Consider the following 22,923-nt stretch of genomic DNA (forward strand, 5'->3'; position numbering starts at 1 on the left):
CGTCAAATTATCCTGACACCAAAATCGCAAATCCATTCAGTCCCATAAAACAAAACCCCGCCGAAATTCGACGGGGGTTTGTCAGCAGTCTGAGCGGCGCCTTTCGGCGCCGCTTTCCGTCTCGGGAGGGAGACTGAACCTTTAGGCTGCCGTCTTGGCCTCGATCTGCTTGGCCTTGGCCGGAGCTGAGGTGATCGCGATCTTGCGCGGCTTCAGCTCTTCGGGAATGTTGCGCTTGAGGTCGACGAAGAGCAGACCGTTCTTCAGCGCGGCGCCTACGACTTCAACGTGATCGGCAAGCTGGAAGCGGCGCTCGAAAGCCCTGGAGGCAATGCCGCGATAGAGCAGCTCGGAGCCTTCGCCGGTGCCCTCGTCCTTGCGCTCACCCTTCACGGTCAGCACGTTGCGGTGGGCCTCGATGGAGATCTCGTCATCCGAGAAGCCGGCAACCGCCATCGAGATGCGGTAGGAATCCTCGCCGGTGCGCTCGATGTTGTAGGGCGGATAGGTCTGCGCGCCATCGGGCTGCGCGAGCGAATCGAGCATGGTGAAGAGACGGTCGAAGCCGACGGTCGAACGATAAAGCGGGGAAAAATCAACGTGACGCATGAGGTGTTCTCCTGTTGAGCAACATGGTTTGCGTATGGCCGGTGCGAAACCCGTAAGCGGCGTTTCGGCTGGACCAGCGGCCCCGACATTGGCGGCCGCAACCCACATCTGGGGAGCGTTCGAAAGCATTTCAAGTTTCGTTTGACGGCAAAAAGAGTGAGGCCGCCGGCCTTTGATGAACGGCAGATGAACCGGCGCTTCGGCGCCCGTTCAGACAGCCGCCGCTAAAGTGGCTTTCAAGATCAAGGATTGGCGGCGCCGGACTTGCAGAGGTGCCGCATCGAGGCCGAACCGGGTGTTAACGTCCCTTCCTCCCGGATCGACAGGGGCCGGAAGCGCGCTCAAAGCCGCTTCCGGCCTTCCCCGTTGCAGGCCTCCGTAACCCGGATTTGCTTTGCTTTTGATGTGTGGGCGTCTATCACCTTGACGAGGCTGGCCGTGAAGGGCTGGCGCGCCAAGACGCCGAGCACAAAGCGCCGAATGACGGATCTTTTCCACGACACACCCCTTTTTCACGAAGTTGAAGGCAATCCGCGACCGGAAAACGCCACGGGCGGCTTTTTCACCACGCGCGACGGCAAGAAGATCCGGTATGGCCTGTTCGCGGCGGTGGCGCGTCCAGTGCGGGGCACCGTGGTGCTGCTCGGCGGCCGCAACGAGTACATCGAGAAATATTTCGAGACCATCCGCGACCTTGCCGCGCGGGGCTTCGGTGTCGCCACCCTCGACTGGCGCGGCCAGGGCGATTCCGACCGGCTGATCCGCGATCGCCAGCGCGGCTATGTCAGGTCGTTCCGCGACTATACGGCCGATCTGGAGCAGTTCTTCGAGGAGATCGTGCTGCCGGACTGCCGTGGACCCTATTACATCCTGGCCCATTCCGCCGGGGCGGTAATCACGCTGCTTGCCGCGCCGTCGATGGTGAACCGCGTGCGGCGCATGGTGCTGATCGCGCCATTCCTGACGTTGCCCGACCTGCCGGTCTCGATAGGGACGGTGCGCCGGGTCTGTTCGATTTTCTGCGCCCTGGGGCTCGGCAGGCTCTATGCCGCCTGGGGTCCACGCCCGAGACAGACGCTGCCCTTCGAGGTCAACAAGGTGACATCGGATCCGCAACGCTATCGCCGCAACACGCGCATCTATGAAGAATATCCGCAACTGGCACTTGGCGGCCCGACTGTCCGCTGGCTGCAGGCGGCGGCGAAGGCGTCGGAAGCCATAAGCGACCCCGACTTCATGGCCCGCATTCAGGTGCCTCTGCTGATCATCGCCGCCGGCGCCGACCAGGTCGTCTCGACCAAGGCGGTGGAAGCATATGCGAGAAATCTGAGACTCGGTTCGCTGTTGATGATCGACGGCGCCAAACACGAAATCCTGCAGGAAGCCGACTTCTACCGCGAACAATTCCTCGCCGCCTTCGACGCCTTCGTCCCCGGCTCGGATGATCCGACGGCCTGACCTCTCCCAGACGCAGGCGGCATTCCAGCAGGTCTACGGGCGCACCCCTGCGGAATTCCAGCGCTCGATAAGGCTGCACTGACCAGGGGCGATATCAGCCGCGCAGGGCGGCCATGGCGGCGGCATGAAGCTCCGGTGTCGCCGCCGCCAGAACATCGCCGCCATTCTCCGCCGGCCCGCCGTCGAAAGTGGTGACGACACCGCCGGCTTTCTCGATGATCGGGATCAGCGCCACGATGTCATAGGGCTTCAATCCAGGATCGGCGACGATGTCGACGCTTCCCGAGGCGATCATGGCGAAGGCATAGCAATCGGCGCCATAACGGGCGAGCTGGATTTGCCGCTCGAACGCGTCGTAGCGATTGCGCGCCTCGCCCTTGAACAGCGCCGGCGTTGTGGTGAACAACGTCGCCTCGGCCAGCTTCGTCGTCTTGCGGGTCGACAGTTTTCGCGGACCTCCCGGTCCCTCATAGTGCGAGCCGGAGCCATTGGCGTAGAACAGCTCGCCGGTGAAGGGCTGCGCCATCATGCCGGCGACCGCGTCACCATCGATCGTCAGCCCGACCAATGTCCCCCATACCGGCAGGCCGGAGATGAAGGCGCGCGTGCCGTCGATCGGATCGATCACCCAGACATGCCGGCTGGAAATGTTCTCGCTGCCATGCTCTTCGCCCAGGATACCGTGATCGGGATACTCGGCCGATATCAGCGCCCGGATGGCGCGCTCGGCCTCGCGGTCGGCCTCGGTGACCGGGTCGAAACTGCCCTTCTCCTTATTGGCGACCGCACCTTGGGCGCGAAAGCGCGGCAAGGTCTCCGCGGCCGCCGCTTGCGCGATGCGGCGCATGAAGTCGACGCTGATGTCCAACTGATTCTCCCGCATTACGGCATGCCCGGACTGTCGTTTGCCGCCACTTTCGTGCCAAAACAAGGGTGTTCGAGGATTATTCGCCAGCGACATCTGTTGCCCAAATGTCACGTTCCCGCCAACGAAACGCAATTTCCACATCACTCTGAATTAAAAAAGCCTAAACGTCGCTTGACATTTGTGCGCTGCACAATACCCTCAATCTCGGACAGGTTTTCCTGTCCATGCCCTCCTTGGGCGTTTCCTCCCTAGACTTCGACCGTATCGTGCAAACGATGCGGTCTTTTTTTCACCGCCGCTCCCGGAGCGTGCCGCCCAAAAACTGCAAAGGGTCCAAACACTGCAAAGGGTCCAAATACTGCAAAGTGTGTTGGGGCAGTGGCACGCATGAGACAAGGCGTGATCTTCACTCCGCGGCCAGCGGCAGGTCGATGAAATGATGGTTTGGCATTGCCATCAGGTCGGCTGAAAATCGCGTCAGATCGTCGGCCAGCGCGTCGAAGCCGGCGGCTTTCTCGAATGTCCGCTCATTCATGTAGAGCCCGCGATTGACCTCGATCTGCAGCGCATGCAGATGACGCGCCGGGCGGCCATAGTGTTCCGTGATGAAACCGCCGGCGTAAGGCTTGTTGTGAGCGACGGTATAGCCCATCGCGGTCAGCAGGCCGATCGCGGTTTCGGTCAGGGCCGCGGTGGCCGAGATGCCGAAACGGTCGCCGATGATGAAATCCGGCCGCAGCCCGTTGTCACCGACGCGTATGCTCGCCGGCATCGAGTGGCAGTCGATCAGCACGGCAAAGCCGAAACGGGCGTGGGTCCTGGTCAAAAGCCGCTTCAGCGTTTCGTGATAGGGCTTGTAGACGGCCTCGATGCGGGCAACCGCCTCGGCGAGCGGCAAGCGGCCCGCATAGATGTCGAGCCCCTCGCCCACCAGCTTCGGCACGGTGCCGAGCCCGCCGGCCACGCGCGCGGAGCGGATGTTGCAGAAGGACGGCACCGGCTCGGCGAACATGCGCGGGTCGAGTTCCCAGGGCTCACGGTTGACGTCGAGATAGGCACGCGGGAAGTTCGCCGCCAGCATCGGCGCGCCCAGCGCCACGGCGCCGCCGAACAGCTCGTCGACATAGCAATCCTCCGAGCGGCGGATGGCGTTGCGGTCGAGCCTTGCCATGGCAAGGAAGCGTTCGGGATAGTAGCGGCCGCTATGCGGTGAATTGAAGAGGAAGGGGACGCGCTGCTCGGCGCCCGAACGGATTTCGAAGGGTGGAAAGACCGAAAAATCCTCGGCTGCCGTCTTCAATTTGAACGAACCCGAAAACACCAGTGCATCATGGCATGAAACTGCCACCTTGCTGGCCGCATGTCCAGCATTTCGGCGGTCGTGCCGCTGGGCAAATGTGGGTCAAGCGCGTCCGCGTTCACTTGATGTTTACTCTCACCTCCTCATATACAGGATGGTTAACGGGCCTGCCCCACGGCAGTCTCGGGCGGGTGATTCGGACGGGATATCATGGCACGCATTCTTCTGGCGGAAGACGACGACGATATGCGTCGGTTCCTCGTCAAGGCGCTGGAGCGCGCCGGCTATCAGGTCAGCGATTTCGATAACGGCGCCAGCGCCTATGAGCGGCTGCGCGAGGAACCGTTTTCGCTGCTTCTGACCGACATTGTCATGCCGGAGATGGACGGCATCGAGCTGGCGCGTCGCGCGACCGAGATCGATCCGGACCTCAAGGTGATGTTCATCACCGGTTTTGCCGCCGTCGCGTTGAACCCGGATTCCAAGGCGCCGAAAGACGCCAAGGTGCTGTCCAAGCCCTTCCACCTGCGCGATCTCGTCAACGAGGTCGAGAAGATGCTGCAGGCGGCCTGAGCCGCCTCCCGCAAGCCGCCGGTCGTCAATCCACAGCCGCGGCGAGACGACATGGATTTCCTCTTTTCCCGCTATTGACGCGCCGGACCAAAAATGGTGTATGCGCGGCTTCGGATGGGCGTGTAGCTCAGCGGGAGAGCACTGCATTGACATTGCAGGGGTCACAGGTTCAATCCCTGTCACGCCCACCATCCAATCCCTTCACAACCTTGGCAAAGACGCCTTCTTTGGGCTCCTCCGTTTTTTGGGGCTGACACGCAGCTGACACGCGAAGCATTTCCGGCACTGGCAATGAAACGCCCAAATCTTTGAAATAGTTGTCTATCGCTTCCCTGCCCTTGGACAGATAGTCCGGCGAATATTCCGCGTAAGTTTCGGTGACCCCCGGTCGGCGGTGGCCAAGAAGTCCCTCTACTTCCCATGCGGGTACTGACCGCTTCCGAAGCTCTACCGCCATGGTATGGCGCAGGCTGTAAGGGCTGATCTCATCTGGCAAACCAGCCGCCCTAATCACAGTCTTGAAACCCTTTTTGATGCTATCAATCGGCGCGCCGTGCCAGTTGACGAACTTGGTCACGTCGCGTCGCTGTACGAACGGCAAAAGCGTATCTGTGATTGGCACGATTGGCCGATACTTCTTGGTCTGTTTTCTGCCCTTCGGGTTCAAATGGATATGGCGGTCATCAAGCCGAACCTGAGCGGGGGCAAGGTCAAGGATGGCTTCCGGCCTCGCCAGAGTGTTTAGGGCTATGATCGTGTAGGCGTAAAGGTGCGGCCAGCGCTGAATGGTTGCAAGAAACAACCGCATTTCCTCCTTGTCCAAGCGCCGATACTGCTTGGCATCGGACCTGTCCCGTTCATCTATGATGAATGGCACGGATGTGATCTCCCCGTGCTTCCACGCCATGCGAATGGCGGCACGTCCTACGGCCATGACCCGGCTCACGTAGCTGTTGCTGAAACCCTTAATTTTCAGCCACGCCATAAATTCCTTCTGGCGTGGAACGGTGAGGTCGGCAACTGTCGCATCGCCCCAAAACTCGGTCCACCGGCCAAGGCCGTAGTTCGCTGCTTCGTGTGAAGGCAGGTTCTTTGCGTGACAGTTCCAATAGCGAACTAAAATCGTCGCCAGTGCGATGTCTGCCGGGGCTTGGTTCTTGATGACTACGTTCTTGGTGACAAACTCGGCTAACCGGAATTTGGCTTCTTGAAGGTCTTCTGCGCCAAGGCTAATGCGCTTTGTTTGTCGGGCGTGACTGTCGTACCAAGTGGCTTTCCAGATTGGAGAGTTTTTGTGCCGGGATAGGTAGTAGTCCCCGATTTGAAATCGATCTTCGGACATGGTCTTGAACTCCTACTAGAGACATAGGACTGGAGGTTTTCCACCGTGTATTGGAAACGGTTGCCGACTTTGGCGAACCCTATCTCCCCGCGTTTCCTGATGCGCTGGAGTGTGGGGACAGAGACGCCCAGCCATCGGGCCGCATCTCCCTCTGACATACGGTCAGAAGCGAGCTTGGCGCGTTTGTTGATGAAATTGAGCACCATTAAGCGGCCTTCGGGTGTTTGGCACTCAGTGCTGTTTTCAGGATTTGAAGAACTTCGCCATTGATCGTCCGATCATTGCGGTTCGCACGATCCGTCAGCTTTTGTTTCAGTTCAGCAGGAACACGGATTTTCATATCCTTGATGTCCATACCGCTCCCTCCGATTGGGTTATCATTACCCCATAATGGGTACAGTAACCAAGGATTGAAGTCAAACCCGTGGCGGGGTAAGCAATGCCCCATGACAACGAACCCACCGGACATGAAGGTTCGCCTATCGGCTGAACTTCGGCGCAAGGTCGAAGAAGCGGCACGGCTGAACAACCGGACGCTAAACGCGGAAATCGTCTCGCGATTGGAATGGGGTTTTGCCACTGGGGGAATGAGCCTTCACCGCCCTCAGACATCGAGCAACGATGAAAGTCTGAGGGACGAAGTTGTAGAGCTAAAATCCCAGCTTCGCGCTCTTCGGAAAGATGTCGCTGAAATTGGCAGGCGTACGCAGCATATGCTGCCGAGAGTTAAGAAGTGAAATTGATTTCACGCTATGCTAGGCCGATAGGAAATAGGGGGAAAAAATGCAGGCAGGACCATTGGACGCTGGCAAGCAGGCCGAATTGGTTGGCAAGCCTTTGCTGGCCATCGCTATCGTCGTCATCTACGGCGTCTATCGCGTGGCGCAAGAAGGCGTGCTGCCTTTCGTATGGCCGAATGGAACCATTTTGGTTGTCGGCGGCACCCTGTCCGCCGTCTGTGTTTTTGTCTATGCCCGCACCATCGAAAGCGGAGCACAGCCCAGCGCTAGGAAAGCTGTCGCCGCGTTCAGCGGCCTCATCCCCTACGCATATTCCCTCTACGTCATCGGCTATGTGGGCATATGGTCGTTGATCCAGTTATTCACGGTCGCATTCACGATCTTTGGTTTGCTGCTCGGGCTTTTCGGTGTGTTGCTCGGATACCGCATCCTGAAGACCTTTTATGACATCACCGAAGTCGGAAACGCTCAGCTTGCTAGAAGCGGATCATAGACCGATAACTCTGTCGAGGTCGCCCGCGCTTAGACCGACAATCGGCTCACGGAAAGAGGAACGGGCGCAGCGTCAACGTCTCAGGCATTTTCGCCCTTTTGCTCATTGCTCCATGCGATCAGTTCTGCGGTGACGTGTACTGGACGATGGCGATAGAGTTCCGCCAGCTTCGACATGCGATCAAGAGTTGGTTGATCAGCCCTCGGCTCCAGCCTGAAATACTCTTTGAATTTTGAACAGGCGGAGTTGAATGCGTCGAGCGTGTCTTGCGCTAGGTTCCCATTCTTAGAAATCTCAAAAGCATCAACAATACGAAACTCCGTTTCGTTAAGTTGCCGAATTCGCTTGCCGTGCCCATCCGCGTCACTGATCGGGCTTCCGAATTCCTTGCTGATCATCTGTCGAACTTTTGCCCTTTCGTCCCACAATATCTTGGTGAGACGGTCGGTCGGAAGCTCGCAAAGGTCGAACAGAAAATAGTCGTCCATGGACTTCTTCAATGCGGAAAAGTCTATCTTCTGACCGAGCTGATCGTGCTGCTCTGCCAATTCGTCATACAGTGCCCAATGAGATTGCCACTTTGGCTTGCCACCCCAACGGCCTTCTGTGACCTTGCTCATGATAATCTCACGAGTGTAGATCGACACGACGTTCTTCAGCCGTTCAATCAAGTCGGCTGCTTCCTGCTGCTTGTCCTCCCATAGCTCGGCTTCAAATCCCAAACCCTTGAACCGCTTGAAACGGGCAACGTTCGCGTAAATAAAGCTGAGGAAGCCAAGCCCGAAGACAACAGCCGCTTCGGTTACCTTTTCGGCAAAAATCAAATAAAAACAGGTGCTAAGAAAGGCCAATCCGACAACGACGAATAACACCCGTTCCCAGTTGACCAAGAACCACTTTCCAAAACTCTTGGTGATTTCCATTGATGAGACCTCTCCGCGGCTGCATTGGATTTAGCTACGCTGGGAGAATTTCACAAATCATCTGAGAGACCCGGTCCACTTGATCGCTGTGAGAGCACGCTGAACACGCTCGGGCCAACGCTGCTCATGCGCTGAAGATGTTGGGCCAAAGACCTCCGGAACGCTCGCCTTCTGAATATTTTGCGTTTGCCCGATTATCAAAGGTCGCCGTTGATCGCAGCAGCATTTGCTTTTCTCATCGCGGGGTCTTCCGCGGTGGAAAAGTAGACAAGGCTCTGGCGCACTGTGCCCGCATATCGATGGAGCGTCACCGACGCTTCGTCATCTCCCCAATAGCTCTGTATTTGGTCAAACTGCGCACCACTGCCATTCTGGATAACAGACCGGTGGACCGTTGGGGCACCGAATTTTGCACTTAGCGCTTGTTCGACGTTGGCGTAGTCGTCGGAATTGAATTGAAGCAGGATACGAACGACGCGGCCAGTTTTTCCGATGACTAGGTTCATTGCGGCTGGAGCCTGTGCGATGGTCACGCCTCCGTTGCAAACCTGCACACCATTAGCGCCTGCTCCACAATCAGCTCCGAGCTTCCGTTTAATAAATTCAGGGGTTGCGACTTCCCCAAGGACCACACCCTTGAAGTCAAACCGGTTATCTTCCCCGGCGTGAGCGACGGAAACGGTCACGACCGTTGCGAAGGCGAATGCAAACATGACCTGTTTCATCGCGATAATCTCCCCATGTACGACTGCCGAAACGCCACAAAATAGTAGCCGACCTGCGGGTTTCCGCAAATAGGTTGCAAGTCTCATGAAAATCAAGGGTTCGTGCCCCTAAAGCGAATGCCGTCCCGCCTCTACACCTGATGTGTGGAGAAGCGAATGGAAGACCTGCGACGGCGTTTCGGTCGATTGGTGATGACACACCGCAAGCGCGCGGGCTACACCCAAGAGCAACTGGCCGAGCGAGCCGGGGTTAGTATCGACACGATTTCGAAGATCGAGGTGGGGGCAACGGGCGCCCGGTTCCCGATGATAGAAAAGATCGCGCTGGCCCTTCAGGTCGATCCCGCCGAGCTTTTCAGCCCAGAAATCCCATCCGGGGCATTGCGACGCGGCCCGCTCCTAGAATTGACGACACGTTTGGCTGCTCTATCCGAAAATGATCTGCAATGGCTCAAAGGCGTCATCGAAGCGGCTCTGAACAACGGACCTCGTTGACCAGTCGGACACCCACCGGATTTAGGGTTGCGACATTTCGCTAGGCGGCTTTCGATCAGAACTTTTTACCGTTGAACTTGGCGACCACCACCTCAAACAAATCGGTTCTTTCGTCGTCGAGTGAAGCGGGGTCACTGCAAAAATCGAAGCGAGGATTAAGCATCATAAACGTAGTTCCGAGAGTGCCTCGGTCGAGTATGCCAACCAGATAATGGCCCTGATATTCTCCACCTAGCTGATAGTACACAGAAACGGCTCCAAACGATGGTGTCGCTTCGGGCTTGCCACGTTCCACTACATAGTTATCTGCCGTCCTGAGAGCGTTATTGGCAATCCACTTCCAACCATCCTTCTCGTTTGCAGCATGTCCGGGAGGGCATTCCTTCGCATTAGCTTGGGCACCTGCAACCAGGGTAATGACAACTGCGGTGGACAGGGCGGCATTCGCGGTCCCCCAACTGCCCATCCGATGAGCGGCGAGGAAACGCGAAGCCCATCCAAAAATCCGGCGGCATCTAGCCGAGATATCTGCTCTCATTGTGCCACACTAGCGCCTCTGCCTCCGGCTTCGCATCTTGGATCACTGGCAATGTGATAGCTGAGCCATGCAGTTCGTAGTAGTGCCGCCCGTTTTCGAACTCTTCTCGGATGCGGCGGCTGACCTCAAAGCGGTGCTCGGGTGTGACGGTTACATAGCCTTGGTCAAAGAGGCTGTGAATGTCTCGCCGCATAAGGATGCCGTTGCTCGGGGAATGCTCCCCGCCGTCGGCGTAGGGTCGGATGTGAGCTGCTTCCAGTGCCGGTAAAGTGCGCTCTTTAGTGATTGCGCATCGTCTGCCATAGAGGTCGGTGACGACAAGACGGAAGGCTCCCTGTCCAAGGCGTGGCCGGATCAGGGCCGGTTCTCCATAGCGCGCCTGTGGTTTAGCGAACCCCGGTTCTGGTAAACGCGCGCCAATCGCATCCTGCACGGCATCCCACAACGCCCGACCTTCCGGTTCGTCGCTGCTGTAGCCGCGAAGAGAGACGATGTTCGGAGACCACGACGCGGGCGGAGGAAACCATCGGCCTTCCGGCAGAAAGAACGGCTGGGTAAGGATGCGGCACCCGATCTCCAGCGGCCCAATAGTAGCGGTGTCCACCTTCCGATAGCGTAGGATGCGGGACCGTATTTCGGCGAGGCTTTTGACGCCGTTCGCCATTCCGAACGCCTCCCATGCGAGCGACAGGGGCATGATCGTAGAGGATGCAAAGATGCCACCACCGACGATCATGTTGATCGGCGCGTGAAGCTTGAAAAGGAACAACTCGCCGGGTTGCAAGGCGCGGAACGACTTTGGCGAAGGCGACCAGAAGTTTACCTCCGCAAGATCGGGCTGGCGACGTAGCTGGTCGAACCAGCCGTCATCCGTAACTGCCACTACGATCCTAACGGCCACGCTGCTCCCCTTCGCTTCCCATTCGCCACTACCTCGGCAGGAAGTATCTTCGTTGCCCCTCATGTTCGCCTGTTCGGGCAAGCCCGGTCGCGACCAGCGTTTCCAGAACCTCCTCGATCCGGTCGCGACGTTTGGCGGAGTTCCTTCCATCGAACACCGTAGCAATGGCTTCGGGCGGCGTTGGGGCTGGAGCCTTGGCGAGAAGGTCGCGCACAAGCCTAATTTGCTCTAGACCGTCTGTAGGCCATTTCGGGCGGTCGGCCATATCTGGTAGTTCAATGTCGAGCGTGCCGACGTGCTCGCCTTCCAACTTCGGCGCTTTCATGCCCAGCTTCGGTATCTGGTAGTCGGGGCGTAGCCAGCGCACTACGCCGCGCTTTTCCTCCGCCGCCCGTTCCTGATTGAGCCAGACCAGCCGAACCAATAGTTCTTCTTCCGCCTGTTCCTGCGCTTCTGTCTTGTGGGGCGACGGCAGTGTTGCGCCGGGCCTACCAACCAGCGCTGGGAGAAGGTCTTCCCAGCCATAGGCGGCGAGCACTGCACGGTCGATGTCGTCATGGATTTCCTTCAACATTGAGATCAGCCCCGCCTGATGCACATCGCGCTCCGCGTCGGTCAACGGCGGTACCTCGCAGCCGTTCTCCAGCTCGCGCAGACGCTCCAGCGCGTTGTAGAGGCCGGTCATTGTGAGGAAGGGGTGCGCGGCCAAGCGCTGCTTGCGGAAGCCGTCGAGCCGTTCGCCGAGTTCACGTAGCCGCTCCTGCTGGGCGAACCGCGGATCATCGTGCGTCAACTTCGGATCGACCGCCAGTGGGAACGGGAAGGGATCGAATGTCCGCGACTTTGAGTATCGGGGATCGTTGCCCACGCCAAGCCAGCCGCCCGTCGCGATGGCCCATGCCACGTTCAACCGGGACGACAAAATAGCCAAGTGCTCCGCAGTGTCGAGACCGACGCAAACCAGCATATTATCCGGTCTGATGCTGGCGTCCAGAAACTGAAATGTTCGGTGCCGGGTGGTCTCGACGGTTACGATATAGCGCGGCAACCCTTCCAGTGCCGGACGCAAGTCCCGTCTCGGCTCACCGAAAATCCACCAGAGGTCTCGGTAGCTAGCTCGATTGTTGTGATCTCGCTCCGGTTTCACGTTCTCCATGACGTGCTGATAGACCGCTGGAAAACGTGCGCGGACTTCTTCCACTTTCAGCGGAAACAGGTCGATGACCATGACGCCGCGCGGGCGCTGCGCTACGTCCCGCCCATTTCGATAGGGAAGGATGTGCTTTTCCAGCCCCTCAACCGTCCCAAGTCCCAGCGCCTTTGCTTGTGTGGGAGTGATGATGAAGCCCGCACCAATGGTCTGGACACCACGATAGGCTAGCACCTCGTTGCCCGCGAGATGACGCGCCGATGACAGATCAGCCCCAACCGTCAAGTCGGCTCGCACCTTGCCCTCCCGGCTCTCGAGCTGAACCTGAGGCGTGTCGGTATTCAGCCTCGCCTCCGAGACGACTTCAGCCAGAACGCCCTCCCGCTCGCCTCTCTCCGCGACTGTCATCGCAATGCGTACGGCAGCCTTGTCCGCTGCCTTCATCCATGGATGGTTCGGGACGGCGAATACCAGCGAAAGAGGCTCCTTGGCGGCCATATGGCGCTCGATGACACGGCGGGAGAAGGTCTGGGTGATGGAGTTGGTGGTGATGAAGCCGAAACGCGTCAGCGGGTTCGTCTGGCCCTTCATCGGCTTGCGCAGAAGGCGGGTCGCTGCTTCATCCCAAAAGTGCATGACGAAATCCGCGCCGCCCGAAATGTGCGGGCGTGCCGCCCAACAGGCTTCCGCGTAGCCGTCGCCAAGCTCGGCTCGCATGTCTTTGCCCCCAATGAAAGGCGGATTGCCGACGATGAACTCGACCTCTGGCCACGGAGCACGCTTAGGATTGACATAGGAATACAGCGGCAGCTGCGCGTCCGCGTCGGGGATTTCCTCGCCCGTGATCGGGTGGAGCTTCTTCGTCACGCCGTCCCAGCGCGAGAGAGGCCGTCCGCTGGCGTCGCGCAATAGCTCCTGCCGATCAAAGGCGATAACCGCATCCTGCTCCTTGATGGTGCCATAGGCATGCAGGATCGGCTCGGTTATCGACGCGAGACCGGCGGTCTTGAGCTGCCATTTCAGGTAGCCGATCCACAGCACAAGGTCGGCGATGGGCACCGCGCGCCGGTTCAGCTCCAGCCCGTAGAACTGTCGCGGGTTGACAGTCTCACCCTCCATGGCGAACCGCGCTTGATCCTCGCCAAGATCGTCCAGCGCCTCCAGCACCTCGCCTTCGAGACGCTTCATCAATTCAAGGCTGACATAGAGGAAGTTGCCGGTGCCGCAGCCCGGGTCCAGCACCCGTGTCGTGCAGAGCTTGTGGTGGTACGCCTTGACCGCCGCTAAGGCCCCGACGTGGTCGCCCTTATCGCGCAGCTCCTTAACTTGCCCCTTAACTAGCTCCCAATCGGCGCGCAACGGTTCGATGATCGTGGGCACGACCAGACGCTCGACATAGGCGCGCGGCGTGTAATGCGCGCCTAGCTTCGACCGTTCGCGTGCATCGAGTGCACGTTCAAGAAGCGTGCCGAAGATGGCAGGCTCGACATCGGACCAGTCCTTGCCCGCAGCTATCCAGAGTTCGTTTATGTCGTCCTTGTCGAGGGGCAGTGCGGTGCGTTTCTTGAACAGCGAGCCCTTGAACTTCTTCAAGGTGGCGTTGAGGTGCGGCGCGTAGCCGCCGCCATCCATCACACCCCATAGGCTTTCCAGCGCGGCCACAAAGTGCTCGGGCGTATCCTTCATCTGACCCAGCAGCTTTTGAAAACCCTTCTCCGGGATGAGCTTCACGTCCTCCGCGAACATTGTGAATAGGCAGCGCATGAGGAACTCCGCGACATCCTTCGCGTCGTGCTTACCCTCAAGCCGCTTGGCGATCTTGGCCAACCGTTCCGCTATGTCGCGCGTGACCTCGGCTGATATGCGGGTGGGGTCGAGTGACAGCGGATCGGTCCAAATCGCTCGCAGCCGCGCCTGAACTTTCCAGTCGCGAAGATCGTCCATGCCGATGCGGAAAGTCTGACGGTCGGGAAAATGGGCATAGTTTTTCCCCTGACCGGAGAAGTCAGCGAAAACCTCGATTGTGTGACCGACATCTACCACCAACAGGAATGGCGGATAGCCATGCTCGATGGGCAGAGCGCGGGCATAGTCCTCGGCCTGCTTGCGGGCAGCCAGCATCACCACATCCCAGCCACGCGTGCCGCGTTTGGCCTGACCGGGCTTGCGCTGGGTTGCGTCTTCCGGGATCAGCAGAAGCTGGCTGGGATCGAACCTCGCACCCTGACGCTTGCCGGATTGCTTGGCTTCGAGAATGAAACATCCTCGTCGGTAGCAATCGATCCGCCCCGCTGAGCGCGTCCCATCGGGATGCTTGAAGTCCACCCGGCGCTCGAAGACGTAGTCGTTTAGTTGGTTCTGTTCCTGCGCCATGGCGGGGCGCGGCAGGTTAAGCGCTATGCATAGGCGCTCGATGAAAAGCTGATAATTGGCCAGCTCAGACCCACCAGAGGCACGCGCCTCAGCGATCAGAGCTTCAAGTTTTTCGGTGTCGATCTGAATTTCCCCCATGACGGCAAACTACCCGCCGCGATCTGTAAATGGCAATGCAAAAGACTGAACATGTCGAAATGCGGGGACTGGGGGCTGTGATTGGTTTCAGCGTCTGTTTCTGACCAAATCGACGTAACGAAAAATACTGTTGTGCTAACAAGATCGGCATGGCGTTGCTGTATGCTGAATGTTACCTCTCGGATGGCAGCAAGAGGGGTAAAGAATTTGGAAGCGCGAACAAAAACAATCGAAGGCTGGCTTTCGATGATCAATCAGGGGCAGTTGGCTCTGCCTCGGTTCCAGAGACACGGGGCTTGGAAGGCCGACCAAATTGAAGGCGTTCTAGAGAACATCGTGCGGGTGCCATCCCTTCCCATCGGCGCATTGCTGACGCTGGAGGTCGGAGATGAAGAACTGTTCCATTCCCGGCCCATCGTAGGCGCTCCCGCGCTGAACGGACGGCCACAGATGCACTTGCTTGACGGCCAGCAGCGCATGACATCCATCTGGCGGTCTTTGAATGACAGCTACGAAGACATGTCGATTTTCGTCGAGCTTGGCGAAGACGACAAGGCACCGGAGATAGAGATCAAGAAGCGTTGGGACCGCAACGCGGTTCGGTATCCCGTCTGGCTCGAAAGCCCAGAGCAGGTGTTCGCCGCCAAGCTCGTTCCGGTCCACATACTCTGCCCCGGCTCGGCTGGTGAGCAACGCATGAACGACTGGTGCGTGAAGGCCGGGGTCGAAACGGCGACGGTGATGCGGATCGCTAAGCTCCGCGCTCGGGTGGCATCTTACCCGATGCCTTTCCTATCCCTCCCAGTCGAGACGGAGCAAGAAACCGCGCTCGATGTCTTCATTCGGATGAACACTTCAGCTTCCCCACTGAAGGATTTCGACATCGTGGTGGCGCAGCTTGAGGGGGCCGTCGGCAACTCACTCCACACCATGATCGAGGAACTCCGACAGGCTGTGCCTGCGACGAAGGACTTCGGGCGAATGGAGGATTTGGCATTGGCTGTCGCTGCGCTGTTGCTTGGCAAGCCGCCTCTCAAGAAGACCTATCTGGAAAAAGACTTCGGCGAGGGCCTCGCGAGCGTCTGGCCAGCCGTCTGTGAGGGTATCGGGCGCGGCATAGGTTTCCTCCGTGACGAGGCAATCTTCGTGGAAAAACTGCTCCCAACAGAGGTCGCGGTCTATCTCGTATCCGCTCTCTGGGCGCGGGTGCCGCAGCACGGGCACGATGTCGAGGGGCGCGCCCGAACATTGATCCGCAAGGCGCTTTGGCGAGCAAGCTTCACCGACCGATACCTAAAGACCGCTGCAACTCGCGCGTATTCTGACTACATGAAGTTAGCTGCAATGATAGCCAATCGCGAGGCACCGGACGCGCCCGAACTATTTGATGAACTCGCCAATCCGCTGCCGTCGCCGGAAGAACTCGCACGTGCGGGCTGGCCGGGCCGTCGGGACCGACTTTCCCGCGCAATACTGTCGGTCTCCCTGCACAAGGGCGGATACGACTTCGCTGATGGTGCCAAGGCCAACGCCGACAATGTCGGGCGGCGGGAATACCATCATTTGTTTCCTGTCGGCGTGCTCGGGGTGGAACGGGATAGCCTCTACGCGAGCCGTGCATTGAACTGCGCCCTGATCACGTGGCGGACCAATCGCAAGATCGCCGCCAAGACACCGAGGGATTATCTTGCCGCACGTGCTGCCGATGCACTCTTGGGGGAAGCTGATGTCCGCAGCCGCCTTGAGAGCCACATGGTGCCTTACGATGCGCTGATTGCCGGGGACTATGATGCATTCATCGCGGCCCGAGCGGCACGGGTTCATGATGCCATGACGCGTCTATGTCGAGGGGAAACGTTAAGCCAGTCACATGGCACACTCGGCGCTGTAGCCTGACTAGGTTAGGCTGGGGACAAAAGTTCCGGCGCGGCTGGGAATTTTGTATCTTGGGTCAGGTGCCATTTCGCCTCTGCGTCGAAAATCCGCCCGTGATTTGGCGGCGCGATTGTCTACCCCCTCTTGCTAGCTGAAACTTTTTTGCTAGCGTCGATCACGACAATTTCAGAAGCTGGCTCTCCGCGTGCCAAGCGCTCATTGCGGATATTTTGAATGGTTTCGAGCTTCTTGCCGAGACCTCCATAATCAAGCACGACAAAAAAGCCGTGATTGGTGCGGGAGGCATCCTTATAAATTTCCAACTGCTTTTCATAGCCATGAACGACTGTCCCCGACGAACGCTTCATCTCGACAAGGACGCGTGCGTGGTATCCCTTGGAGTATTTGAAGTCGATGGGGCCGCCGCCCATATTCGCTTCCGGCGATATGTCGATGTCGTTGGCTTCGCAGAAGCAGTCTGACATCGCAAAATAGATCAGCTGTGCAGCTCTTTCCTTCTTAGGCTTGTCACCGATCCAAAGCGCTTCCCATAAATTGCCCTTCTCAACGTGATGAGCGAAGCGTTCTATGGTATCTCGGACAACCTTCTTAATTTCATCAACGCCGTTGGCAACATCGTATTTCTGATCACTTTTGAAGGTATCTGGCTTGCTCTGAAGTATCTCCTTAAGTCTGTAGTACCCGAGTGCGTCGATATTGGGATCATAAAAGGTCGCGTTCTCTTTTACGGCGGCGATGAAAGCTTCAAAGACATCCTTCGACTGCATCGCTGCTCTGCGAAGAGCTTCCTTGCGATCTGTCACCGTTGGCTGTGCGATGCTCGCCAGCAAGGCATTTACGCGCTGTCGGATCAATGCGTTCGCGTTGATTGCGGCTTCGATGTCGTCCCAGCTTCTTGCGATTGGTAACTCCCGAACAACGTCCGAAGGCACAAGTACAATCGCTCGCTCGTTTCCGCTCGCGTTGGTGTAGTGAGGCAAGGCGATGTCCGGGGTGGCAGCCGAAGTCTTCATAGCGACGCCTAGCGGACCGCAGAACTGGTTTGTAAGTTCAGCGAGTTGCGGCTGGACTACGCGGGATGTTAGGTCGCTTATTGTGTCGGGTCCAACGTCTTCCTCGAAGAACCCCATAAGCGAAATCATTTCCGGGTCTTCCGTCCCGAGGTCCACAATCTCCTTTGCGGTGCGGAGAATTGCGTCGCGCAGTTCTTCGGGCCGCGAATTTCCCGGACGGTCGCTCGTGCCGTAGCCGAGACCGTTTGCGGGTGCTTCCCGCAAGCTCATCTGTCGCTGGGCCGCCCTCCAAGCAGGATCGCCTTCCCTTTTGCATATCACCAACAAGCGTACGACCTGCTGAAAATGAGCGCGAAAGGTTTGGTATGCGTCCTCTCGGATCAGTTTATTGCCGGATTTATCCAAAAGGATCGGATCGATGAACAGCTGCGTGTCAACGGTCAGGAATGGATCGATTAGACCCGCCTTTACCAAAGCCGCAGGATCAATGTTGAAGTGCTGTGAGAACAGCAAAGGATTTGAGAATGTGGTCATTTACAAGGCCCCTCATGACCTTTGGTCACTCTGTGAGATATTTGGCGTTACGGCAACAGGCTACACAAGAGAACTGCCTTTGGTCCATGAACTATCCGCTCTATCGTTCCAACCTCGTGCATCCTGAATGTTGCTGCCTGTGCTGTAAGAGCTTTGGCGTCGCCAGTTTTCTGGACAAGCTTCCGGGAAGCAGAGCATGGACGAAATATGTGGCCTTGCCGGGCTGCCCGCCGTTGGAGTGGTGAAGGCACAGTGAAAGGCTTCAAAAGTCCGCCAAATTACTGATTGGCGCGCCACTTACGGATGTTTTTAATCTCGGATGTTGAGGCTTCTGGAGGATAGAAAGTTGCGGCCTCCTCGCATATCGGTCGCCCAACGGCCATGGCTTTAATCGAAGCAGAATGCCGAAATTGGCATTTGCTGACGGTCGCCACCCTTTGCTGCTATGGTGGAGGTCCGTGCCAATGAGGTACCTACCTGCATGCCACCCTACTTTAGTGAGCAAGCGCAGCAAATCATTCCGCTGTTTGGCATTCTGCTGGCTGGCGTCCTCGCTGGCATGGCCTTGGAGCGTTTACTATCGAGGAGGCGGAGGCAGGCGTGGAGGGAAAGGAACCGCTTGCGTTGGGCGAGAGAGCGCAATGAGGGCGACATCCTTAGCGGCCTGTGGGCCGCCCCGAAGCCTGTTTCCGCGCCACCGAAACCAACTGATCCTGCTGACCAGTTGCGGATTGTCATGGGTGCGAACTTCACTATTCAACCGCTCCTTAACACGAGCGAGGTGCGCGTCTTCAAGGAGCTTGATCGAATGGTGATCGACTGCAATCCGGGATGGCAGGTGATGGCCCAAGTATCACTGGGCGAAATTCTGCGTTGCGCCAACGCCGACGCCTACAGTTGCATCAACTCCAAACGTGTAGACCTGCTTCTTGTAGACGAGAACTGTCTGCCTCGACATGTGCTCGAATACCAAGGCCATGCGCATCACCAAGGCACAGCAGCGGCGCGTGATGCCGTAAAGAAAGAAGCTCTGCGACGGGCAGGCATCAGTTATCATGAGATCGTCGGAGGTCACACGACACCTTCCGAACTTAGGCGACTGGTCGAGAAACTCGTGCGAGGCCCGTTGCCGCCTGCGAGCGCACCAACCGCCTAAGGCGATCTGTGAAATTGATTTCACAGCCCGAGTTGCCTTGGCGGGCAGACTGCTTAGGTCAGCAATTCGCGGGCTGTAGCTGCAACTTCGCGCGAAAGACAAATTGTGACTATTGGTTCCAGCTACTCACCACGGTGCCTATGAGAGCATCGCGACACGCCTCAAAATCCGCCAATCACTGGACCGCCTGACCGCGCAGACGGTGAACGCCTTGTCTGCACAAGAAGCCTGTCCCAGTGAAGCGGACCTAAGCGTAGGGCACTAGATGTTACCTCAAGTTCCTTGGTAGAACTGCCCTTGCGGACGCCAAAGAGTTGGGGGGCGTATGCTCAAATATGTAAAAGGGGAAAACATCTTGCTGAAAGCCCACCCGGATTTTGGGGAGAAATGGGTACAGGCAAGGATTGCGGATGATCCATCCATTCTGGGTCTCGGAAACCTTATCCTCCGGGACCGAGAACGGCGGCAGCCAAGGGCAGGACGGTTGGACTTACTCTTGCAAGACCCTGACACCGCTAGGCGCTATGAGCTTGAGTTGCAGTTGGGCGCGACTGACGAGACACACATTATCCGCACCATTGAGTATTGGGATATCGAGAGGAGGCGGTACCCCCAGTACGAGCACTGCGCCGTCATTGTTGCCGAGGACATTACGTCTCGATTTTTGAACGTGCTTGCGTTGTTCAATGGCACCGTTCCGCTCATAGCGATCAAGATGCAGGCCGTGAAGGTCGAGAATGACATCTTGCTGCTATTCACTACCGTGCTCAACGAGCTGAAACGCGGCTTGATAGACGAGGACGAAGACGCCGCCTCAGTTCCTGCCGACCGCGCTTATTGGGAAAACGGGTTCGGGTCGAGGGAGACTGTCGCTATGGCGGACGATATCTTGAAGATCGTCCACGAGTTTCAGCCGGGCTTGCAGCTGAAATACAACAAGTTCTACATTGGTCTTGCTGAGAATGACCGACCTAATAATTTTATATATATGAAACCGAGAAAGAGGGGGAACCTTGTACTCGGCATACGACTGCCCTCTTCCACGGATGTCGAAAAATTGATTGAGGATGCGGGTCTAGACGCAAGGGGATATGACCCCGGTGACGGCGGCGGTACGTATCGAATACGGCTGACAAAAGAGGACATAGACAAGCATTATGAGCTATTGCGGCTCTTGCTCGACTGGGCTCATGACAACCGGAACGAATAGGACGGTAAAGGATGTGCCGAGGCGTGTCCCTGCATTCCCCGATTTCTGAACCGGAAAGCCTGCGCTATCTTCGGGCTTGCTGATCAATCAGGTGAGATAACGCACCTAGAAATGCAGGATTGTGTTCCTCGGACACGTGCCGCTGGTTCCACAAGCCCGATGCCGCGACCAATGGACGGTCGGAGAAATGGCCAAGCCAGTTTACTGTTGATGGATCGAGTGCCGGACGCTCGAAATTGCTCAAAAGGGCTATTGAATGGCGTTCGATCATGCTCCGCAGCGAGTTGGGACTGGGTTCGTCATCTACTGCTAGGAAGGCGAACGAGAGGCGCAACAAGTAGTTCGATACTGCGGCCTCAATTGGTGCCTCCAAGGCCAAGAGATCGGCACGTGCCTTCCCCAAAGCAAGACCTGCCTTCGCGAGATCGCCTTTAACTCCCCATGATGCGCACGATGGCCCGCCGCTGACGATAAGTGCTTGACCGAGTAATAGGCGAAAAATAGACCCCCTGTGATTGCCGCCGCCGTTGAGCTTGCCGCGATGTTGGGTGAGCCGTTGACGCAAGGTCGAACTGGAGCCAGCCGTTAGGGCGTGGGTTCCGACCCTGACAAGACGAGGACCATACCCGCTGTCAGTTCTAGGCTCGGTTTCATCGAAGAAGAAATAGACGCCACGCCGTGGCATTGAAGGGCCGAGGTTCGCCAATCGCTGGGGTCCGCTTTGCAGGCGGATCAGACTGTCCATCAGACCATAGAACTGCCGAAGATCACCGAGCCGCGCCATAGTTCCCCGCGAGCCAAGCCAGTTGCTCCCCTTGACGGAGATGGGCCATCGGTACGTCTACATTGAGACCATGGTGGAGCAGTTTCGGGACAAGGAACTCGCGGTAACGCTGACCTGCTAGAATGATGACGTTCAAGAGACCCGGCTCGGCTTGCATTAGCGCGTCGAACGTCTCTTGTGCCCATGCACGACGCTGTTCTATCGGCAGCATTTTCAAAGTACGATCATAAGGGTTGATGATCGCATCGGGTTCGACCAGTCCATATAGCGCTGAGAGTACGTACCAGCGCCCACCCGTTACCTCAGCGAAGCGCCTTGCGCCTCGGAACTGGGCGGAGGTGTACAGCTCCTTTGCAGTCGCCTTGTGAGGCAGTTTCGACTTCACGCATGACACTAGGGTCACTGTGAACGATGCGGTGGGGACCGACTGCCGAGATATTTTTTCCTTGCTTCTACGGTTAGGGCTGGTAGGCGATTTTGCCTGCTCTGTGATTGTTGCCCTTTCGCTTGTCAACCGAAACCGGAAGTAAGCGTTCGCTCCATTTAGCGGTCCCGTCCGATCAATTATTCTTACGTCGGCATGTTGTTCAAACTTGCTGCCGCCGAGGGCACTGCAGATGGCAGGCAATGCATTTGTCAGGCTCATGGCACGATGAACGTCGCCAGCGCGAACCTCAATCTCATTAAGATCGCCTGCCAGGGCAGGTCTGACGTAGGCGTCCGTGACAAACTCACGGATGCGGTCTGCTTGGTTCATCCATCCTGCCCGCTTGGAGTGGTGCTGTTCTATCATGAAGGCTGCCGCGAATGTAGCGGGTGAGCATGGTTGGCGTTCATTCAAGCTATCGCGGTCTGTAGCTGCCCCTTGGCTAAGGACAAAAAATCCAAAAAATTCCCGGCTACCCGCCAAGGCATGTACCGCCGCTTCGTCTGGGACTTCCAAAATCCGCCAAGCTTGCCGCGATGACGACGCAGCGGCAGGGGCATTTCTGAGCTACTAAATATAAAGTGTTTCGGAGGTCAGAGCTATCTGCCTATCCGCCGTTCCGGCATTCTATAGAGGCTGCTGATCCGATACAAAACAGCACGCCTTCTAGCTGGCCGAACTGGAAGCAGCATGTCGGGCCGTTTGGCACGTGCTATTATAAACGCAGTGGAAGGGGTTCTTTAGAGGGGTAGCGATGAATGAGAGCGAACAGAAGCTGCGCGAAATTTATTATCGCTGGGCGCGAGAGACTTGGTTGCTCTCCAAATTTGCAGTTCGCCAGTTCGTCAGAACGAAGCCGGGGATAGTTGTCTTTATATGTACTTTTATCCTGCTCCCGGCAATTGGTACGGCTGCATATTTCGGAGCGGGTGCCGCTCTCACTCGATGGAACGACTGTCACGAAAGCAGGGTCATGGCGCTGCGCTGGCAAGCCGAGTTGGATCGGCTAAAGGCGGAAAGCGATGAACAAGACAAGCGGCTGCATCAGTTTTGCATCAGCTACTATGACGCAAACGCATTGGCTGCCAATGGCAGCGTCGGGGGGCAGCGGTATGCCAACTGCCGGGAGGCAGAAATGTACAGGGAAGACCCCGCAACCGCTCGTGTTCCTGACGTATGCGAGCAGAAAGTAGGACTACAAAACGCCGACGCATTCGCTCAATGTATGTTTGAAGAGGGAATTAAGGTCACTTTCAACCCTAAGCCATAGCTGCATC

At 57.6% G+C, this 22,923-nt stretch carries 22 protein-coding genes and 1 tRNA gene; 10 read left to right on the top strand and 13 right to left on the bottom strand.

Annotated elements, in window-relative coordinates; genetic code table 11:
• Positions 1 to 141 precede the first annotated feature (141 nt).
• Positions 142 to 609 (bottom strand): Hsp20 family protein, encoded by a 468-nt coding sequence (locus M653_RS0108265; RefSeq protein ID WP_027142918.1) that lies wholly within the window; start codon positions 607 to 609, stop codon positions 142 to 144.
• Positions 610 to 1,089: 480 nt separating this feature from the next.
• On the opposite strand from M653_RS0108265, the gene M653_RS0108270 reads away from it, so the two are divergent.
• Positions 1,090 to 2,067 carry an alpha/beta hydrolase gene (locus M653_RS0108270; RefSeq protein WP_027142919.1) on the top strand — a complete coding sequence of 326 codons (978 nt, stop codon included), beginning with the start codon at positions 1,090 to 1,092 and terminating at the stop codon, positions 2,065 to 2,067.
• Between the two features lie 94 nt (positions 2,068 to 2,161).
• On the opposite strand, the gene hisN is transcribed toward M653_RS0108270, so the two are convergent.
• Positions 2,162 to 2,935, bottom strand: coding sequence for a histidinol-phosphatase (hisN, locus tag M653_RS0108275; RefSeq protein ID WP_027142920.1), 774 nt, complete (start codon positions 2,933 to 2,935; stop codon positions 2,162 to 2,164).
• Between the two features lie 406 nt (positions 2,936 to 3,341).
• On the bottom strand, positions 3,342 to 4,283 hold the full coding sequence (locus M653_RS0108280) for an N-formylglutamate amidohydrolase (protein ID WP_027142921.1): 942 nt from the start codon (positions 4,281 to 4,283) through the stop codon (positions 3,342 to 3,344).
• A 162-nt stretch (positions 4,284 to 4,445) separates the two neighbouring features.
• Between M653_RS0108280 and M653_RS0108285 the strand changes: the two genes are divergently transcribed.
• A complete protein-coding gene (locus M653_RS0108285) occupies positions 4,446 to 4,808 on the top strand; it encodes a response regulator (protein WP_006199474.1) in 363 nt (120 codons plus the stop codon).
• 116 nt (positions 4,809 to 4,924) lie between these two features.
• Positions 4,925 to 4,999, top strand: a tRNA-Val gene (locus M653_RS0108290).
• On the opposite strand, the gene M653_RS1000000135400 is transcribed toward M653_RS0108290, so the two are convergent.
• Together M653_RS1000000135400 and M653_RS1000000137230 are read right to left on the bottom strand one after the other, a co-directional pair.
• On the bottom strand, positions 4,978 to 6,150 hold the full coding sequence (locus tag M653_RS1000000135400) for a site-specific integrase (RefSeq protein ID WP_027142922.1): 1,173 nt from the start codon (positions 6,148 to 6,150) through the stop codon (positions 4,978 to 4,980). The genes M653_RS0108290 and M653_RS1000000135400 overlap by 22 nt on opposite strands.
• A gap of 205 nt (positions 6,151 to 6,355) precedes the next feature.
• Positions 6,356 to 6,505, bottom strand: a complete 150-nt coding sequence (locus M653_RS1000000137230) for an Arc family DNA-binding protein (protein WP_198028747.1) — start codon at positions 6,503 to 6,505, stop codon at positions 6,356 to 6,358.
• Positions 6,506 to 6,617: 112 nt separating this feature from the next.
• Between M653_RS1000000137230 and M653_RS1000000135410 the strand changes: the two genes are divergently transcribed.
• Positions 6,618 to 6,887 carry an Arc family DNA-binding protein gene (locus M653_RS1000000135410; protein WP_245262086.1) on the top strand — a complete coding sequence of 90 codons (270 nt, stop codon included), beginning with the start codon at positions 6,618 to 6,620 and terminating at the stop codon, positions 6,885 to 6,887.
• A 46-nt stretch (positions 6,888 to 6,933) separates the two neighbouring features.
• Positions 6,934 to 7,383, top strand: coding sequence for a hypothetical protein (locus tag M653_RS0108305; protein ID WP_027142923.1), 450 nt, complete (start codon positions 6,934 to 6,936; stop codon positions 7,381 to 7,383).
• Between the two features lie 80 nt (positions 7,384 to 7,463).
• Here M653_RS0108305 and M653_RS0108310 read toward each other — a convergent pair whose 3' ends face one another.
• A complete protein-coding gene (locus tag M653_RS0108310) occupies positions 7,464 to 8,306 on the bottom strand; it encodes a hypothetical protein (protein ID WP_051442621.1) in 843 nt (280 codons plus the stop codon).
• A gap of 197 nt (positions 8,307 to 8,503) precedes the next feature.
• Complete coding sequence (locus tag M653_RS0108315) at positions 8,504 to 9,031, bottom strand: hypothetical protein (RefSeq protein WP_027142925.1); 528 nt, start codon at positions 9,029 to 9,031, stop codon at positions 8,504 to 8,506.
• Between the two features lie 156 nt (positions 9,032 to 9,187).
• On the opposite strand from M653_RS0108315, the gene M653_RS0108320 reads away from it, so the two are divergent.
• Positions 9,188 to 9,526, top strand: coding sequence for a helix-turn-helix domain-containing protein (locus M653_RS0108320; protein WP_032935125.1), 339 nt, complete (start codon positions 9,188 to 9,190; stop codon positions 9,524 to 9,526).
• Positions 9,527 to 9,581: 55 nt separating this feature from the next.
• On the opposite strand, the gene M653_RS0108325 is transcribed toward M653_RS0108320, so the two are convergent.
• From M653_RS0108325 to M653_RS0108335, 3 genes are read right to left on the bottom strand one after another with little or no spacing between them, the layout of a single operon-like run.
• Positions 9,582 to 10,064 (bottom strand): hypothetical protein, encoded by a 483-nt coding sequence (locus tag M653_RS0108325; RefSeq protein WP_156938161.1) that lies wholly within the window; start codon positions 10,062 to 10,064, stop codon positions 9,582 to 9,584.
• Complete coding sequence (locus M653_RS0108330; protein WP_245262079.1) at positions 10,042 to 10,947, bottom strand: HNH endonuclease; 906 nt, start codon at positions 10,945 to 10,947, stop codon at positions 10,042 to 10,044. The genes M653_RS0108325 and M653_RS0108330 overlap by 23 nt, the downstream gene beginning before the upstream one ends.
• Before the next feature lie 46 nt (positions 10,948 to 10,993).
• Complete coding sequence (locus M653_RS0108335; RefSeq protein WP_027142929.1) at positions 10,994 to 14,626, bottom strand: DNA methyltransferase; 3,633 nt, start codon at positions 14,624 to 14,626, stop codon at positions 10,994 to 10,996.
• A 162-nt stretch (positions 14,627 to 14,788) separates the two neighbouring features.
• Between M653_RS0108335 and M653_RS01000000132215 the strand changes: the two genes are divergently transcribed.
• The gene (locus tag M653_RS01000000132215; protein ID WP_084636543.1) at positions 14,789 to 16,522 is read left to right on the top strand and encodes a DUF262 domain-containing protein; all 1,734 of its coding nucleotides are present in this window, start codon (positions 14,789 to 14,791) and stop codon (positions 16,520 to 16,522) included.
• A gap of 113 nt (positions 16,523 to 16,635) precedes the next feature.
• Here M653_RS01000000132215 and M653_RS0108345 read toward each other — a convergent pair whose 3' ends face one another.
• On the bottom strand, positions 16,636 to 18,069 hold the full coding sequence (locus M653_RS0108345; RefSeq protein WP_027142930.1) for a hypothetical protein: 1,434 nt from the start codon (positions 18,067 to 18,069) through the stop codon (positions 16,636 to 16,638).
• A gap of 481 nt (positions 18,070 to 18,550) precedes the next feature.
• Here M653_RS0108345 and M653_RS01000000132220 point away from each other — a divergent pair, with 481 nt between their 5' ends.
• Complete coding sequence (locus tag M653_RS01000000132220) at positions 18,551 to 19,225, top strand: DUF2726 domain-containing protein (protein WP_051442626.1); 675 nt, start codon at positions 18,551 to 18,553, stop codon at positions 19,223 to 19,225.
• 325 nt (positions 19,226 to 19,550) lie between these two features.
• Complete coding sequence (locus M653_RS0108355; RefSeq protein ID WP_027142931.1) at positions 19,551 to 20,435, top strand: hypothetical protein; 885 nt, start codon at positions 19,551 to 19,553, stop codon at positions 20,433 to 20,435.
• Between the two features lie 64 nt (positions 20,436 to 20,499).
• On the opposite strand, the gene M653_RS1000000136620 is transcribed toward M653_RS0108355, so the two are convergent.
• The gene (locus M653_RS1000000136620) at positions 20,500 to 21,180 is read right to left on the bottom strand and encodes a hypothetical protein (protein WP_156938162.1); all 681 of its coding nucleotides are present in this window, start codon (positions 21,178 to 21,180) and stop codon (positions 20,500 to 20,502) included.
• Between the two features lie 22 nt (positions 21,181 to 21,202).
• Entirely contained in the window at positions 21,203 to 21,976 is a 774-nt protein-coding gene (locus M653_RS1000000134920; protein WP_156938163.1) for a DUF6884 domain-containing protein, read from the bottom strand.
• Positions 21,977 to 22,400: 424 nt separating this feature from the next.
• Here M653_RS1000000134920 and M653_RS0108365 point away from each other — a divergent pair, with 424 nt between their 5' ends.
• Positions 22,401 to 22,916: a hypothetical protein gene (locus M653_RS0108365; RefSeq protein WP_027142932.1), complete on the top strand. Its 516-nt coding sequence runs from the start codon at positions 22,401 to 22,403 to the stop codon at positions 22,914 to 22,916.
• Positions 22,917 to 22,923 lie beyond the last annotated feature (7 nt).

The organism is Mesorhizobium sp. WSM3626 (assembly GCF_000513935.1).
Classification (GTDB): domain Bacteria; phylum Pseudomonadota; class Alphaproteobacteria; order Rhizobiales; family Rhizobiaceae; genus Mesorhizobium; species Mesorhizobium salmacidum.